Below are 16,225 nucleotides of genomic sequence, written 5' to 3'. Positions count from 1 at the left end.
CCCGCCTCAGACACTCTGCTCGGCGGGCTCGGTGACCGAGGTGTCGCGCTCCCAACCCTCCAGCTCCAGCTTGATGCTCTGGATCGCGACCACCGCCGTCGCGGCGTCCAGCGCCGGCAGTGCCTGGTATTCCGAGACCCAGCAGCGGAACAGCTTGTAGCTGAGCACCTTCTGGTTCGCCTCGTTGAACACGTCGACGATGAGGTCCTTGCGGAAGTCCCGCAGCGAGATGCCCGGCTGGCGCAGGCTGGCCACCTTGTTCGCCCACGCCTCGAAGGCGAGGTCGTGCGTGACGCCGCGTTCCAGGGTGACCGCGTCGTACGTGGTCAGGCCGGGGCTCTTGCGGTCGTGGCCGGGGTCGCCGCCGATCCGGTGCGTCACCGGCGCCGTCGACCGCTTCAGCGGGGACATCTTCGACAGCCCCGCCACGTACACGCCGTCCCACCGGACGCGGAACATGTGGCTCTTGTACGGGTCGAAGCGCGTGGGGTTCACGCTGAACTCGGCCATGTCACTCTCCTGCCTGGCTCAGCTGGGTGATGGTGATGATCACGAACTCGGCGGGCTTGAGCGGCGCGAACCCGACCACCACGTTGACCCGGCCGTTGTCGATCTCGGTCTGCGGGTTGACCGAGGAGTCACAGATGACGAAGAAGCTGTCCGACTCCGCGTGCTTCTCGGACTGCTGGAACGCGCCCTGCCGGAACAGCCCGCGCATGAAGCCCCCCACGGCCAGGCGCAACTGCGCCCAGAGGTCCGGGTCGTTCGGTTCGAAGACGGCGAATTGGGTGCCCAGGTAGAGGCTGGTCCGGATGTAGTCGGTGAGCCGGCGGACGGGCACGTACTTGGAGTCGCTGGAGAGCACGTCGCTGCCCGCGAGGGTCCGGGCGCCCCAGACCACCATGCCGGCGCCGGGGAAGGTGCGCAGCACGTTGAGCCCGAGCGGGTTCAGCGTGCCCGAGACGTCGTCGTTGGTGGGCGCGGTGAGCCCGACCGCGCCGGCGATGCCGGCCTCCAGCCCGGCCGGGGCCTTCCACACCCCGCGCGAGGTGTCGGTGCGGGCCATGATCCCGGCGACCGCGCCGCTGGGCCCCCAGCCGTCCGCGCCGCCGTCCGGGGTGACCAGCCGGGGCCAGTAGACGGCGCCGTGCGCGCCCTGCGCCCGCAGCAGGTTCGCGGCGGTCTTCAACTGCGCCGGGTTCAGCCCCGGGGCCGGGTCGATCACCAGGAACGCGTTCTGCCGCCGGCAGTAGTCCAGGGCGGTGTTGATCGGGGCCGTGTCCGCGGTCGTCACGCCCGGCAGACAGAGCAGGTTGAACCGGGGGAAGTCCAACGTGTCCAGGGCGAGCATGCCCTGGCCGGCGGTGGCCGACACGATCTCGTTCGCCCCGACGGTCGCCCCGTCGGAGCCGCCGGCCAGCGGCGCCGCCGCGGCAACGGCCGGCCGGTACGGCGCGCTCGCGCTCACCTCGGCGCCGCCCCGGGCCACGCCCAGGCCGAGGTCGGCCGACGCGTCGTTCAGTCCGCTCAGCCCGACCACGACCGCGCTGTTCAGGTCGCTGGTCTTGCTGGTCAGCACGAGCTTGCCGCCGGACACGCTGGCGGTCACCGGCCAGACCGAGCCGGGCGCGTTGATGTGGTCCCGGACCTGAGCCAGGGTGTGCGAGACGGGCGGGTCCTCGGCCGGGAAGAGGACGTAGTCGTTGGCCGGTCCCTGGTCGACCGAGAGCCGCAAGGTCTTGCCGGTCACGGTGACGCTCGCCGGGCTCAGCGCCCCGGTGGACGTCCCGGCCGAGGGCGCGGGCGCCGGCGTGCCGGTGACCTCGGCGGTGACCAGCGTGCTGGCGTTGAGCACGGACACCACGTACCGGGTGCTGGCCGGCGACATCGACAGCTCCCGCCAGACCTCCTTGACGCTCACCGTCGCCGGCCCGCCGGCGACGCCCGGCGTCCACTCGGTGAGCTCCAGGTCGAACCGGTCGGCCGGGAAGTCGTCGGCCGGCTTCACCTCGGCGAAGAGGCCGGTCTGCCCGCTCGTCCCGGCGCCGCTGCCGTTGGCGTACGCGCCGCGCGAGCGGGCCCGCAGCGTCACCGTCAGCCCGTTCACGGCGGGCAGGGCGAGGGTGCCGGCGGCCGCGCCCGCGCCGAGCGCCCGGACCACGACGGCCTGGGCGCCGCCGTTGACGAAGAACTGCCCGACGGCGTGACCCATCGGGTGCGCGGTGTCCATCACGTCGCCGAACTGCCGCAGGTAGTCGGCGAAGCTGGACACCGGCACGGGGGTGTCGCCGGGGCCCTTGCGGGCGGCGCCGACGAACGCGGTCAACGACGTCGACACACCGGTGATCGCGTGGCTGCCCGACGGACGTTCGAGCACGTACACGCCGGGGTATGTGGTCTGCACGCTCATGCGCGGATTCTCGCCGCCGCTCGTCGCCGACCCGTCTCCCGAGCGTGGCCGGGCCGTCGCAGGCGCGTTGTCCGCGCGTCTCCGCGGCGTTGTCGCCGCACCGGCGGGCAGCCCGGCGCCGCCGCCGCGGTCAGCCGGCGGCGGCCGAACGGGTACGCAGGACCGCCCGCCCGGCGGAACGGAGGATCGGCCGGCAGGGCGGTGGGTCGGTGGGGTACCGGGCAGCCCGGGACGGGGGTGGTGCGGGGGCGGGCGCGGTCAGCCGACCGGCACGGGCAGCATCTCCTGGAGCTGCCGGCTGGGCCGCAGCCGCAGTTCGTCCCACAGCAGGTCACGGAACCGGCCGTACTGGCGGATCGCCTCCGACGTGTTGCCCTCGGCCAGGTGGGCGGCGATCACGATCCGTTGGGCGCTCTCCCGCAACGGGTCGAGCCCGACCGCGGCGAGCGCGGCGACCAGCGCGGTCGCGGTACACCCGGCCTTCAGGTCGTTGCGCGCGAGCGCCTCCAGCGTGTGCAGGCGTACCTGGCGCAGCGACTCGCGTCGCCCGTCCAGCCAGTCGTAGGACCACTCCGGCAGCAGGTCGCCCTCCAGGAGGCGCACGGCCTGCCGGTCCACCCGCGGCTCGCTGTCGGTGACCGCCTCGGAGAGCCGGTAGATCTCGTGCAAGTCGACCTCGGTGCCCCGGGCCAGCCCGATGTGCTGGTTGTCCTGTTCCAGCAGCCCGGACACGTGCCGGTTGAGCCGCCAGAGCGCCTGCCGCAGGGACGCGTGCGCGTCGCGCTCGCTGCGCTCCGGCCACAGCGTCCCGGCCAGGGTGGCCCGGGGTCGGGGGTGGTCGGCGACGGCGAGGCAGCCGATCAACCGTTGACTGCCCTCGGGCAGTGCGACGTACCGTCCGTTGACCAGCACGCGGAAGCGGTGCAGTACCTCGACGCGCACGTGCCGGGCCTGAGTTGTCGCCGTACCCTCCACCGGCCCTCCCGCCAGTGCCGCCGCCGGGCGCCCGGCACCGGGACACGGCCACGTCCTGACGCGACCAGCCGGGGCGCTCGGCTGTCACCCGGTCTGAGCGACCGCTTCGCGATCTTCCTCAGGGCATCTTGGCAGCCCCGGCGGCAGGCGGGCGAGGGTGTGTAAGAAAGCCGATGCAAGCCGCCAGGCCGGCGGCCCGCGGTTGCCGATTCCGGGCTCCTCGGTCACTGCTGGGACTGCACGGCGGGACGGATGTCGGTCAGCCCTTCGCTGATTTCGATGTCCCAGCGCTTGCCGAAGGCGTTTCGTGCCCGCCAGCACGATGCGGCCGATGCCGCCCTTGGGGATCGGGCGGGATCACCGAGGCCGGTGATCCCGCCCGATCCGGACCCCGTCCCGCTACGCCGGGACGACGTCGAGCTGGGGACCGCTGGGCTTCGGCGTGCCGGCCAGGGCCAGGAGGGTGTGTCCGGTGCTGTCGTCGACCACGGCGACCCGTACGGTGTCCGGATCGCGGTCGGCCAGCGGCACGGCGAACACCGCGGTCACCGCGCGGCCCTGGTAGCGCGCGGCGTGCCCGACGAAGCGCCAGTCACCGTCGTCCCAGTGCTCCCGCACGTCGGAGCGGAGCAGCGGGGCCACCCGCCGGTAGGTGTCGCTGAGTTGGACCTGCTGGAGGGTGGCCAGCAACGGGAGGCCGGTGCCGCCGCGCAGCGGGTGGGTCAGCCGGGCCCGCAGCCGGCGCAGCGGCAGCAGCCAGGCCGCGTCCAGCTCGGGGGAGAGCGCCACCACCGCCGCCGCCTCGGCGAGCAGCAGGGCGCCGCCGGCCAGCGGGCGCGCGGTGAGGGTGGCCGGCCAGTCGCCGGGGAGCAGCCAGGCCAGCCCGGCCGCCGCGACGAGCAGCCCGGCCCGGGCCAGGCTGCGGCCGGAGACCGGGGTGGCGCGGGCGCTCAGGCAGCCGCACGAGGAGGCGGGGGCGGCCCGGCGGGCGTACGTCAGGTAGGCGAGGAAGCCGACGGCCAGCAGGGTCGCGGCGGCTGCCTCCAGCCGCAGTACGGGTGGCAGCAGGAGCAGCGCGCCGAGGGTCAGCTCGACCCCGCCGAGCAGCCGGTACGCGGGCAGCGCCCGGCGCTGCCCGAGCAGCCGGGTGAGCGCCGACCGATGGGCGGCGGCTGCGGCGTGCCGGCTGAACAGCTTGACGCGCGCGGACCAGATCAGCACCGCACCGAGGACCGGTGGTTGCAGCGCCGCGATCGTGTCGATCATGGGTTCTCCCATCGGGTTGGCCGGCGGGCGAGGCCCGGGCGGAGCGGGTGCGCGCCGCCCGGGGAGTCGCCGGGTCAGGCGGCGGCGTAGACGGTGGCGATGTCGATCTCGTTGGTGTCCGGGTGCCAGGCGCCGAGCACCTGCACGTGCCGGCCGACCCGCAGCAGCGACAGGTCGCTGACCGCCGGTGTGCCGTTGTAGACCGCGGCGGAGCGGCCGGGCACGACGTGTGCGACGATCCGCCGGCCCTGGTGGTCCAGGTGCAGCACGTTGCGCCCGACGGCGGCGATGTGCGCGTGCAGGTTGACGATGTTGACCCAGACGGAGTCCGCGGCGAGCGTGCCGTCGGGCAGGCGGACGCCGCGGGCGTAGAGCCCGTCGCCGACGGCCACCTGGTCGAACGTGGTCGGGTGCAGCTTCCAGATGCTGGTGCCGCTGGTGATCTGGATCGAGTGCAGCACGGTGTCCGATCCGGTGACCAGCAGCAGGTGGCCGGAGATCTTGCTGATCCGGCCCTCGACGAAGTTCGGGTCGGGAGCGCCGGGTTCGACGGCCGCCGCCTCGGCGGCGAAGGCGGCCTCGGGGGCGAGCGAGCCGAGCCCGGTGGCGCCCACCACGCCGCCGAGCGCAGCGGTGGCGAGCAGCCGTCGACGGTCCAGGGTCTGGTGCATGGCGGTCCTCCTGTTCAGACGATGTCGACCGAGCAGGGCCGCAGCCCGGCGGAGAGACTGGCGATCGCGCTGAACGCCGCGGGGGTCAGGTCGATGATCCGGTTGCTGCCGCAGGCCGACCCGCAGCAGGTGGTCTCGCCGCAGAACAGGTCGGTCTGCGGGCCACAGTCGGCGATGGTGGTGCCGACCCGGGCGCCGTTGCAGAGGTTGGTGGTGTAGTGCCGGAAGCCGCAGCCGCGCCGACTCATGCTGATGCCGCAGGTGTCGGGGTGGGTGATGGCGAAGCAGGCGTCCGAGGTGTTGGGCCAGGCGTGCTGGTAGTTGCCCGACTTGCAGGTGCCGCAGGCACCGCCTCCCGCGGTGCCGCAGGGACCCCAGGCGGTGCCGCAGCAGAACCACGACATCTCGCCACGCAGAGCTGCCATGGATACCTCCTCCCATAGCGGGTTATCGACAAAGATGAATGCCGATATGGATGGCAATTGTTGTGTCGAGATTCACCGGCGTCAACGCCTTGAACGAAGATTTCCTACATGCGCCCGACGGCGCGGAATCGGTGTGCATCCGATTGGACAACAGGTGTATCCAATCGAAGATCATTAGCCTACAGTTCTCCGCATACGGGCGGCCGACCGTGAGGAGGAGACCCATGACGGAGCTGTGGCGGCTGGGCGCGCTGGAGATCGCTTCCGCCATCAGGAACCGGGAGACGACCAGCCTGGCGGTGCTCGACGCGTTCCGCGCCCGGATCGAGGAGGTCAACGGGCACCTCAACGCCGTCGTCGCCCGACTCGACGACAGCGCGACGGCCGCCGCCGTCGCCGCCGACCGGGCGGTGGCGGACGGGGCGCCACTCGGCCCCCTTCACGGGGTGCCGGTCACCGTCAAGGAGAACATCGACGTCGCCGGATCCGCCACCACCCACGGCGCCGCGGCCTTCGCCGAGGCGCTCGCGCCGCTCGACGCGCCGGTCGTGGAACGGCTGCGCGGCGCCGGCGCCATCCCCTTCGCCCGGACCAACATGCCGGACTTCGGGGTACGCGCCCACACCGACTCGTCCCTCCACGGCCGCACCCGCAACCCGTGGCACGAGGCGGTCACCGCCGGTGGGTCCAGCGGTGGCGAGGCTGCCGCCATCGCCAGCGGCATGTCCCCGCTGGGGGTGGGCAACGACGTCGGCGGCTCGGTCCGGGAACCCGCGAACCGCTGCGGGATCGTGGCCGTCAAGCCGTCGACCGGCGTCGTGCCGCACGCCTCGTCGATCCCACCGGAGGAAGCGCTCATCACGTACCAGCTCATGCTGGCCCAGGGCGTGCTGGCCCGGCGGGTCGCCGACGCGCGGGCCGGGCTGCTGGCGGTCGCGGGGCCGCATCCGCGCGATCCCCTGGCCCTGCCGGTCACCCTGGCCGATCCGGAGCCGGACGCCCGGCTCCGGATCGCGGTCGCCGCCGAACCGGCCGGCTGCGCGGTCGACCCGGCCATCGCCGCCGCCATCCGGACCGCCGCGGACCGCCTGGCCGCCGCCGGGCACATCGTGGAGGAGGCGGCCCCGGCGGGGTACGAACGCACGGCCGACGTGTGGGCGGCGCTGCTGATGAACGACTTCCGCGTGCTGCTGCCCGCCCTGGAGGGCGTGCTCGGGCCGGGCTCGAAGGCGTACCTCACCTACGCCCAGCAGTTGCTACCGCCGATCGACACCGCCGCGGTCACGACGATGTACCTCGAACGGCACGCCGCGGAGCTGCGGTGGCACCGGTTCCTCACCGACTGGGACGTGCTGCTGACCCCGGCCGGCGCCACCCCGCCGCCCCGCCACGACGCGGACATCACCTCACTGGACGGCCTGCGAGCCGCCCTCGACCTGCTCCGACCACTGCTGCCGGCCAACCTCCTGGGCCTGCCGGCCGCGGTCGTGCCGTGCGGGACCGCGTACGGGCTGCCGGTCGGCGCGCAGTTCACCGCCCGCCGGTTCGGCGACCTCACGGCGCTCGCGGCCGCCCAGGTCATCGAGGACGCGTACGGGGTCGTCACGCCGATCGATCCGGTGCTCTCGGGCGACGGCCGTGCCGTGCCGCAGCGGGATGCCGGTTCAGTGGGGCCGGATGAGGCACATGCCGCCGCGGGCGGGTAGGTCCATCGCGGCCAACGCGTCCGGCGCCTCGGCGAGGCCGATGGTGCGGGTGATCAGCTCGGCGGGGCGCAGCACCCCGGCGGTGACCAGGCCGAGCAGCTCCGGATAGGCGTGCGCGGCCATGCCGTGACTGCCGCGCAGCTCCAGCTCGTACGCGATCACCAGGTCCATCGGCAGGGCCGGGCGGCCCTGGGCGGCAGGGAGGAGCCCGACCTGCACGTGCCGTCCGCGCCGGCGCAGGCTCTCGATCGAGGCGACGCAGGTGGCGTGACTGCCGAGCGCGTCGAGGGACAGGTGGGCGCCGCGGCCGGTGGCCTCCCGGACGGCCGCGGCCACCGCACCCGGCGCGGTGAGCGCGCTGCCGTCCAGGCAGACCGTCGCCCCGCAGCCGCGGGCGAGTTCCAGCGCGCCGGGGGCGACGTCGACGGCCACCACCCGGGCGCCGCACGCCGCCGCGATCATCACCGCCGACAGCCCCACGCCGCCGCAGCCGTGCACCGCCACCCACTCGCCCGCGGCCACCCGGCCCTGGCCGACCACGGCCCGGAACGCCGTGGCGAAGCGGCAGCCGAGCGCCGCCGCGGTCGGGTAGTCCAGCTCGTCGGGGAGCCGGACCAGGTTGACGTCGACGTGCTGGACCGCCACGTACTCGGCGAACGAGCCCCAGTGGGTGAAGCCCGGCTGCGTCTGCCGCTCGCAGACCTGCTGGTCGCCGGCGAGGCAGGCGGGGCACTGCCCGCAGGCGCAGACGAAGGGTGCCGTCACCCGGTCGCCGGGCCGCCAGTTGCGTACGCCGGCGCCGACCGCGGTGACGACACCGGCGAACTCGTGCCCGGGGACGTGTGGCGGGCGGATGTCCGGGTCGTGTCCCTGCCAGCCGTGCCAGTCGCTGCGGCACAACCCGGTCGCCTCGACGCGGATGACCGCACCCCCCGGCCGGCGGTACGGGGTCCGGCACGTCGCGGACCTCGGGTCGGGCACCGAACTCGTCGAAGATCACGGCACGCATGCGCCGCATCCTGACATGCCAGGGGGATTCCGATTCCCCGGGGTCCGGCCGGGTTCCGGGGCCGTGGCACCGATCAGGAGCGGCTAGGCTGCGGCGATGCGGTTCGAGCCGGGCGAGATCATCCACCGCCGCTATCTGCGCGGACGGTGGTGCACGTGGGCACAGCCGATGCGCGTCATCGCCGACGACGAGGACGGGCTGCTGCTCTGGCATCCGGCCGGCAGTGACTTCGCCAGGCTGGTCGACGCGGACGGCAGCACCCCGCACGACGCCCCCGTTGACGAGATGCGTGATCCCAAGCTGACGGTCCTCACCTGGGAGACGTACGACATCCTGGTCCTCATGCCGCCGCAGGCCGCCCACTCGGTGTGGTGGTTCTTCCGCGACGGCGACTTCGCCGGCTGGTACGTGAACCTCGAACAGCCCTACGTCCGGCGACCGGGTGCCGTCGACACCAACGACCACGTCCTCGACATCGTCGTGACGCCGCATCGACGGTGGGAGTGGAAGGACGTCGACGAGTTCAGCGGACGCATCGGGCACCCGCTCTACTTCGACAGCGCTGCCGCGGACGCTGTCCGGGCGGAGGGGGAGCGGCTCATCACGCTGATCGAGGCCGGCGACTTCCCCTTCGACGGCACGTACACCGACTTCCGTCCCGATCCGCACTGGCCCGCCCTGCGGCTCCGGTCAGCTTTGGCCTGACAGTCGCCGTCGAACGGATCCGGCCCCGCCGGCCGCGATGTCGCGGCCGGCGGGGCCGCGTCTTGTGCCGCCACTCGGTGCGTTTCTCATCGGTTCGCCGTCTCTCTCAGCGCAGCTTCCGCCCTTCACGGAAGGCGAGCGGTCCGTCCGCCGGTCAGCCCACCGCGACCCGGTGGGTGAAGGCCGCCAGGTTGGCCATCGCCCGGTCGATCCGCTGCTGCAGGGTCAGGGTCTCCTCCCGGCGGACCAGCCGCATCTTCGGTTGCCGCTTGCCCCGTACGTAGAGCGAGCACGCCAGGTCGGCGCAGATGTACTCGCCGACCGTGTTGCCCTTCCGCCCGGCCGCCCCGGCCAGCGGTGCGACGAACAGCGTCACTCCCGACGCGGCGTGATCGGTGAGGCAGATCCGGCACATGCTCGATCGCAGGGCGTTCGGCTTGTACGCCTCCGGCCGCCGCAGTACGAGGCCGGTGAGCCCGTCCTGGCCGGGTACGACCAGCAGTGCCCGCAGCGGGGCACCCGGGTCGGTCCAGCCGAGGAAGTCCAGGTCGGCCCAGGGGACACTGCCCTCGGCGAAGCCGGCGGGTAGCCGGATCCGGCTCGCCTCGCCCTTGCTGCAGTTCAGGAAGGACTGCCGGATGTCCTTCTCCTCGAGTGGTTGCATGGTGCGGAAGCTAACCGTCCCCCTGCCGGCGGTCACCCGCTTTTCCGCCCGCCGCCGCGTGGCCAGGCCGGCTCGGGTGAGGGGTGTCACCCCGCCGGCGGTGACGGCGTGACGGCCCGCCCCGAACGGGGCGGGCCGTCACCTCAGCCGGCGACGACGGCCGGAGCAGTCAGATCAGGCCGCCCATGCCGGGGTCGCTGATGCTGGGCCTGCCGTTCTCGACGTGGCCGGCGTACCGGGTGGTGAAGCCGGCGTCGCCGGCGACCGTGACGGTCAGGTCGTACCAGCCCCGGGTGCGCGACAGCGACCACGAGGGGGTCTTCGCCTCGCCCGGCTTGACCGACAGCCGGGTGTTCCGGGACGAGTAGCGGTCCGCCACCGTCACCTCGACGCGCTGCGTGCCCCGGTTGACCACCTCCAGGCTGATCTCATGGTCGTCCTCGTCGTACCGGGTCCGGATGTCGAGGGCCGCTCCCGCGCCGCCGCTGAAGCGGCGGAAGAAGCCGTTGGGGCCGTGCACCTCCAGGTCGTACCCCGAGGTGGCCGCCCAGCTGTCGGTCACCTGCTTGCCGGGCTCCACCGTGTAGGTGCGCGGAGCCTGGGCGGGGTCGGCCGAGCGGACGTGGAAGACACCCGTCGCACCGCCGGTGTTGCGGAAGTCGATGGTGAACGACGTGGCGGAGGCGTGCCCGTCCACGTGGAAGGTGTACGGGATGGCCCGTGCCGGTCGTACCCCTCGCTCCTGGCCGGGCAGGCGCGGGTCCGCCGGCGGGACCGGAACCTGGTCCGGTTGGCGGGTGAGGTCGACCGGCTTGAGGTCGTCGGTGTCCGGCAGGTCGACCCGCGGCGAGGCGTTCGGGGTCCGGAAGTCGAACGCGCTGGTCAGGTCGCCGACCACGGCGCGGCGCCACGGCGTGATGTTGGACTCGACCAGGTCGGTGCTGCCGTTGCCGAACCGGGCCTCGAGGAAACGGATTAACGAGGTGTGGTCGAACAGCTGCGAGTTGACCCAGCCGCCCCGGGTCCACGGCGACACGATGATCATCGGTACCCGGATACCGAGGCCGTACGGGCCGGCGGGGCGCCGACCGTCGCCGGGGAAGATCTCGTTGGTCGTGGGCACGGTCGACAGGCCCTCGGCGCGGCTCTGCGGCGGCGTCGGCGGCACCAGGTGGTCGAAGAAGCCCCCCTCCTCGTCGTACGTGATGAAGAGGGCCATCTTGCTCCACACCTCGGGGTGTGCGGCCAGGATGTCGACGACCTGCGACATGTACCAGGCCCCGTAGTCGGGCCCCCAGTTCGGGTGCTCGCTGTAGGCCTCGGGCGCCACGATCCAGGACACCTGGGGCAGCGTCCCGTTCGCCACGTCCCGCCGGAAGTCGGCCAGCAGCGCCTCCGGGGCGCGGCCCTGCTTCAGGATCTCGGTGCCGGTCCTCGCCCGGTCCGCCAGCGGCGTGCCGGGCTGGGCGTTCTGGTACTGGTGGAAGTAGAGCAGCGAGTTGTCGCCGTAGTTGCCGATGAACGGGTCCCCGGTCCAGCCCCAGAAACCGTCGGCGGTCAGGCCGAGGCCGACGTCCTGGTAGACCTTCCAGGACACGCCGGCACGCTCCAGCCGCTCCGGATACGTCGACCAGTCGTAGCCCGCCTCGGCGTTGTCGATGACCGGGCCGCCGGCCCTGCCGTCGTTGCCGACCCACCCGGTCCACATGTGGTAGCGGTTCGGGTCGGTCGACGCCAGCACCGAGCAGTGGTAGTTGTCGCAGACGGTGAAGGCGTCGGCGAGGGCGAAATGGTACGGCAGGTCGGCGCGGGTGTGGTGGGTCATGGTGACCACGCCCTTGTTGGGCACCCACCGGTCGTACCGGCCGCCGTTCCAGGCGCCGTGGGTGTCGGTCCAGCCGTGCGGCGGGTCGGGCAGGAAGGTCTGTCCCAGGTCCGGCACCTCGGGCCGGAAGGGCAGCAGTTCGCCCGCACCGTTCGGCTGGTGCCACACGCTCCTGCCGGAGGGCAGGGTCACCGGGTGCGGGTCCGCGAAGCCCCGGACCCCGCGCAGGGTGCCGAAGAAGTGGTCGAAGGACCGGTTCTCCTGCATCAGGAAGATGACGTGCTCGACATCCTCGATGGAACTGGTTCGACTGTTCGCCGGGATGGCGAGCGCCTTGCTGAAGTCCACCGGCAGGGCGGCCGCCGCCACCGGTGCGCCGAGCATCTTCAAGAAGTTCCGACGGTCAACACTTGCCATGAGACACCACCTGATTCGCGCCGAACGGCTGGCGGGTGCACGCTATTGGCGTCAGGTGGACCGCACGTGTCCGTCACCCGAGCGGCACGTCAACGGCCGGGTGACGCAACCGGCCTCCGTCCCCCCGAGCGGGTGGGACGGGGGCCGGCGGGAGCGGTCAGGCCGGCAGGTGCCAGACCTGGTTGACGCCGCCGAAGCAGTCCCAGATCTGCAGCCGGGTGCCGTCGGCGGAGCTGACGTCGGTGGCGTCCAGGCACTTGTTGGACTGCGGGTTGCGCAGCGTGCCGTTGGACTGGGCCTGCCAGACCTGGGCGCCGGTGCCGTTGCAGTCCCAGAGCTGCACCCTCGCCCCGTTGGCGGTGGAGCCGCTGGTCACGTCCATGCACTTGCCCAGCGCGCGGAGCGTGCCGTCGGTGGCCACGGTCCACGACTGCGCGCCGGTGCCGTTGCACGTCCAGAGCTGGATGGCGGTGCCGTTGGCGGTGTTGGCCGAGGCGACGTCGACGCACTTGCCCCCGATGCCGGTGATCGGGCCGGTCCGCCCGCTCGGCGGCGTGCTGCCGCCCATGACGGTGTCGTAGATGGCGCTGACCAGCGAGGTGGCGCCGGTGGTGTCCTGGGACAGTTCCCAGTTCATCATGCCGCCGGCGTTGGCCAGCGCCCACTGCGTCTTGCGCTTGACGGTGGGGATGCCGTTGTAGCACTGCTGCACCCCGCTGACCGTGGTGCAGTCCCGGTTGGCGTTGGCCGGGTCCATGCCGACCAGAGCGGCGTAGGTGTAGTAGCCCGGCCGGCTGTAGAAGGGCACGCCCAGCACCGCCTTGCCGGCGGGCAGGCCGCGCGACTTCCACCCGTTCACGGCGTTGATCGACCAGTCGTAGTTGGCGTGCGGGCTGCCGCCGTCGTACGCCATGATGTTCAGCCAGTCGACGTAGCCGAACACCGCGGTCGGTACCCCCTGCACGTAGTAGCCCTCGGAGACCACGGCGGCGGTGAGCAGCTTGCCGCGGCTGTGCAGGGCGCTGCTGAGCTGCTGCATCAGCAGCGAGTAGTTGGTGGCCGAGGTGCCCGGGTCGGGGTACTCCCAGTCGATGTCGACGCCGTCGAGGTTGTACTGGTTGACGAAGCTGACCACGTTGTTGACGAAGGCGCCGCGGGCGCCGGAGTTGGCGGCGAGCGCCTCGAACGCGGAGTCGTTGCCGTCGTTCCAGCCGCCGATCGCAATCGACACCTTGACGTTGTTGCCGTGCCCGAGCGACACGAGCGAGGAGAGCTTGCTGGGGTTGTCCACCGGTTGCAGGCTGCCGTCGCCGTTGGGCAGCACGAAGGCGTAGTTGACGTGGGTGAGCTTGCCGTACTGGACGGTGTTGACGCTGCCGCTCCAGGACGGCAGGTAGCCGACGCTCTTGAAGTTGTTGGGCAGGACCGCGGCGTCGGCGGCGGACGGGGCGACGGCGATGGTCGCGCCGGCGGTGGCCAGGGCGAGCAGGCCGGAGAGCAGGGCCGAGCGGCGGGGGCGTGGTGAGGACATCGAGGGGCCTTCCCGTTGGCGGGGTTGCGGCCGTACCGCCCGGCCGGCGTGGGATCGGCCGGTCGCCGGATCGGGCGTACGGGTGGGGCAGGGACGGTCTTCCTCGAGGTAGGCCAAATATTAAAGAGCATTAACTAAGACGTCAACGATGTCCTTCGATGCACGCCGGTCCGGCCGCAGTGGACCCCCGGGCCGTCACGCTCCGGGGCAGAGGAGCGGTCCCACGATCGGTAACTGGAGGGGTTGCAGGCAGAGGATCGTCCCGGGTGGATCGGTCGTGGGCGTCGGGTCGCTCGGGGTGGGCGTGGCGTGCGTGGGTTCCGTCGTCGCCGGGGGCGCCGGCGTGGTCGGTTCGGTGCCGGCGGTCCGCGTCGGTCTCGGGGCTGCCGCGGGCGGCGCCTCGGCGGCCGCCTCCCCGGGGTCCGCTGCCGCTTGGGGGACCGGCCCGTCCACCCCGCCGCCGCCACCCGTGGGCCGGGTCCCGCTCCCGGCCGTCCGCGACGGGACCGGGGCGCCGCCGGTGGGGTTGGCACCCGGCGCGGTCGGGAACGCGCGGCCGATGCTGCCCCGGCCGTCCGCGCCGGCGGCGATTCCGCTCGCTCCCGGCTCCGCCCGGTACGGCACCTCCGGCGCGTTCACGGTGCCGGCGGCCAGGACGCCGATCGTCACGGCGACGGCGACGGCGCTGGCGGCGGCCAGGCGCTCCGGGCGCAGCAGCGGCATCGGCGCGTCCGCGGGCGCCGCCGGGGGCGGGGGGGCCGGCCGGGCCTGGCGATGGGCCGCCAGCAGGGTGTCGACCTGCGGTGCGATGGCGGCCCGATCCCCGCTGGCGGTGGCGAACGCGAGAGTCAGGTAGAACCGGAAGTTCACCGCCACGGCGGCCGGCACCTGCAACCCGGCCGGCCGGCGACCGTCCGTGGTGTGCAGGAGCGTGATCGGGAGTTCCGGATGGTGACCCGGCCCCCGTACGTCGGCGTGCCACCACTCCCGCCGGCCGGTGCGCCCGGCGAAGGCGACCCGCAGGTTGGTCACCACCGCCATGCCGGTGTCGACGACCCGCAAGCCGGTCGGCAGCGGTCCGGGCTCGCCGACCGGCGCCGTGGCGATCGTCAGTGCGGGCGCGGGCAGCCCGGTGAGGTGCCGTGCCTCCGCCTCGACCAGATCCACGCTCGGCAGCACGCGGTAGACGACCTCGTCGTCGGCGAGCTCCGCCGGCAGGCCGGTGCGGGGCTCCGTGCAACCGAGGAATCCGGCCGCCTCGAGACGCAGCCGGACCAACTGTTCCTCGCGTCGGTGCCAGGCCTCGAGCGCGGCCTCGTGCGCCCGCTGCCGGCGTTCGTTCTCGCGTCGGGCCCACCTGACCTGCCATCCGGGCTGGCCCGTCGCGACGTTCGTCCCGATGGCTGACCGTATCGCCGTCACACCTGGTACAACGGCGACTGCGCAAGGTGGACACGACGGCGGGGCAGAGCGGTCCGGTTGTGGTGGGAAGAAGAGGAATTGCCGGATAGTGCCGTGATGCCGCGGCCCCCGGCCGCGCCCCGCGTGTACGGCCGCGCGCACCGCAGGAAAGGATGTGAACCATGAGCAGCGCTGTTCTCGGTTCCACCCTCCCCGGACGCGTTGTCGTGACCGGGGCCACCGGCAAGCTCGGTCGTACCGTGGTCGCCCACCTGCGGGCCGTGGGCGTGGACGTCCTGGCCGTGGACCGCGCCGGCGGGCGCGACCCCCGCGACGTCGAGGGCGAGTTCCTGCTGGTCGACCTGACCGACTACGGGCAGGTGGTGGAGGCCCTCACCGGCGGCGCCGACGAGCACGGGGGCAGGGTCGACGCGGTCGTGCACCTGGCGGCGGTGCCGGCCCCCGGGCTGCAGCCCAACGCGACCACCTTCGCGAACAACTCCGCGGCGACGTACAACGTCTTCGCCGCGGCCCGGGCGGCGGGGATCAAGCGGGTGGTGTGGGCGTCGAGCGAGACCGTGCTCGGGCTGCCGTTCGACACCGCGCCGCCGTACGCGCCGGTCGACGAGGAGTACCCGCCGCGGCCGGAGTCGACCTACTCGCTGAACAAGGCGCTCGAGGAGGAGATGGCGCGGCACTTCTGCCGCTGGGATCCGGAGCTGGTCATGGTGGGCCTGCGGTTCTCGAACGTGATGGACGTCGAGGACTACGCGCAGTTCCCGTCCTTCGACGCCGATCCGCGCCTGCGCCGGTGGAACCTGTGGGGCTACATCGACGCGCGCGACGGGGCCCAGGCGGTCGAGCGGGCGCTCGCCCACGACCGGCCCGGCGCCGACGTCTTCATCATCGCCAACGCCGACACCGTGATGAGCAGGTCCAGCGCCAGCCTGATGGCCGAGGTCTACCCGGGTGTGGAGATCCGCAGGGAACTCGGCGAGCACGAGACCCTGCTCAGCATCGACAAGGCACGACGGGTGCTGGGCTACGAGCCCCGCCACTCCTGGCGCGACCACGTGGCTCCCGCCGGGCGCTGACCGCCGTCGGTGGTCCCGGTCGGGGCCGCCGGCAACCCTGGCCAGTTTTCTGGACTTGCGGGTCCATTTTTGCCGAGACAGGGTGTGGACCAGGCGGCCCGGCCCGGGCGGGCCGCGGTTGTAGCG

14 protein-coding genes are annotated in these 16,225 nt (G+C 72.9%); 3 read left to right on the top strand and 11 right to left on the bottom strand.

Annotated features, from left to right (window positions below; translation table 11 throughout):
• Positions 1-6 precede the first annotated feature (6 nt).
• The 6 genes from ACGFI9_RS03270 to ACGFI9_RS03245 all read right to left on the bottom strand — a co-directional run bounded on the left by ACGFI9_RS03270 (position 7) and on the right by ACGFI9_RS03245 (position 5,747).
• Complete coding sequence (locus tag ACGFI9_RS03270; protein ID WP_393174342.1) at positions 7-510, bottom strand: phage tail protein; 504 nt, start codon at positions 508-510, stop codon at positions 7-9.
• Between the two features lies 1 nt (position 511).
• Positions 512-2,410, bottom strand: a complete 1,899-nt coding sequence (locus ACGFI9_RS03265) for a phage tail sheath subtilisin-like domain-containing protein (protein ID WP_393174340.1) — start codon at positions 2,408-2,410, stop codon at positions 512-514.
• 258 nt (positions 2,411-2,668) lie between these two features.
• Entirely contained in the window at positions 2,669-3,352 is a 684-nt protein-coding gene (locus ACGFI9_RS03260; protein ID WP_393174338.1) for a BTAD domain-containing putative transcriptional regulator, read from the bottom strand.
• A gap of 432 nt (positions 3,353-3,784) precedes the next feature.
• Entirely contained in the window at positions 3,785-4,651 is an 867-nt protein-coding gene (locus tag ACGFI9_RS03255; protein ID WP_393174336.1) for a MauE/DoxX family redox-associated membrane protein, read from the bottom strand.
• Between the two features lie 74 nt (positions 4,652-4,725).
• Positions 4,726-5,322, bottom strand: a complete 597-nt coding sequence (locus tag ACGFI9_RS03250; protein WP_393174334.1) for a cell wall protein — start codon at positions 5,320-5,322, stop codon at positions 4,726-4,728.
• Between the two features lie 14 nt (positions 5,323-5,336).
• Positions 5,337-5,747 carry a hypothetical protein gene (locus ACGFI9_RS03245; RefSeq protein WP_393174332.1) on the bottom strand — a complete coding sequence of 137 codons (411 nt, stop codon included), beginning with the start codon at positions 5,745-5,747 and terminating at the stop codon, positions 5,337-5,339.
• A gap of 224 nt (positions 5,748-5,971) precedes the next feature.
• Here ACGFI9_RS03245 and ACGFI9_RS03240 point away from each other — a divergent pair, with 224 nt between their 5' ends.
• Positions 5,972-7,453 (top strand): amidase, encoded by a 1,482-nt coding sequence (locus ACGFI9_RS03240; RefSeq protein ID WP_393174330.1) that lies wholly within the window; start codon positions 5,972-5,974, stop codon positions 7,451-7,453.
• Here ACGFI9_RS03240 and ACGFI9_RS03235 read toward each other — a convergent pair.
• Positions 7,412-8,434 (bottom strand): zinc-dependent alcohol dehydrogenase family protein, encoded by a 1,023-nt coding sequence (locus ACGFI9_RS03235; protein ID WP_393174328.1) that lies wholly within the window; start codon positions 8,432-8,434, stop codon positions 7,412-7,414. The genes ACGFI9_RS03240 and ACGFI9_RS03235 overlap by 42 nt on opposite strands.
• A 124-nt stretch (positions 8,435-8,558) precedes the next feature.
• Here ACGFI9_RS03235 and ACGFI9_RS03230 point away from each other — a divergent pair, with 124 nt between their 5' ends.
• On the top strand, positions 8,559-9,167 hold the full coding sequence (locus ACGFI9_RS03230; protein ID WP_393174326.1) for a DUF402 domain-containing protein: 609 nt from the start codon (positions 8,559-8,561) through the stop codon (positions 9,165-9,167).
• 154 nt (positions 9,168-9,321) lie between these two features.
• Here ACGFI9_RS03230 and ACGFI9_RS03225 read toward each other — a convergent pair whose 3' ends face one another.
• The 4 genes from ACGFI9_RS03225 to ACGFI9_RS03210 all read right to left on the bottom strand — a co-directional run bounded on the left by ACGFI9_RS03225 (position 9,322) and on the right by ACGFI9_RS03210 (position 14,882).
• Positions 9,322-9,831, bottom strand: coding sequence for an FBP domain-containing protein (locus ACGFI9_RS03225; RefSeq protein ID WP_393174324.1), 510 nt, complete (start codon positions 9,829-9,831; stop codon positions 9,322-9,324).
• Positions 9,832-10,000: 169 nt separating this feature from the next.
• Positions 10,001-12,073, bottom strand: coding sequence for a phosphocholine-specific phospholipase C (locus ACGFI9_RS03220; protein ID WP_393174322.1), 2,073 nt, complete (start codon positions 12,071-12,073; stop codon positions 10,001-10,003).
• Positions 12,074-12,230: 157 nt separating this feature from the next.
• Positions 12,231-13,604 carry a glycosyl hydrolase family 18 protein gene (locus ACGFI9_RS03215; RefSeq protein ID WP_393174320.1) on the bottom strand — a complete coding sequence of 458 codons (1,374 nt, stop codon included), beginning with the start codon at positions 13,602-13,604 and terminating at the stop codon, positions 12,231-12,233.
• 195 nt (positions 13,605-13,799) lie between these two features.
• The gene (locus ACGFI9_RS03210; protein WP_393174318.1) at positions 13,800-14,882 is read right to left on the bottom strand and encodes a hypothetical protein; all 1,083 of its coding nucleotides are present in this window, start codon (positions 14,880-14,882) and stop codon (positions 13,800-13,802) included.
• Between the two features lie 305 nt (positions 14,883-15,187).
• Here ACGFI9_RS03210 and ACGFI9_RS03205 point away from each other — a divergent pair, with 305 nt between their 5' ends.
• Positions 15,188-16,099 carry an NAD-dependent epimerase/dehydratase family protein gene (locus tag ACGFI9_RS03205; RefSeq protein ID WP_393174316.1) on the top strand — a complete coding sequence of 304 codons (912 nt, stop codon included), beginning with the start codon at positions 15,188-15,190 and terminating at the stop codon, positions 16,097-16,099.
• Positions 16,100-16,225: the final 126 nt, after the last annotated feature.

The organism is Micromonospora sp. NPDC048930 (assembly GCF_043197935.1).
Classification (GTDB): Bacteria; Actinomycetota; Actinomycetes; order Mycobacteriales; family Micromonosporaceae; genus Micromonospora.
This window is presented reverse-complemented; position numbering and strand designations above follow the sequence as displayed.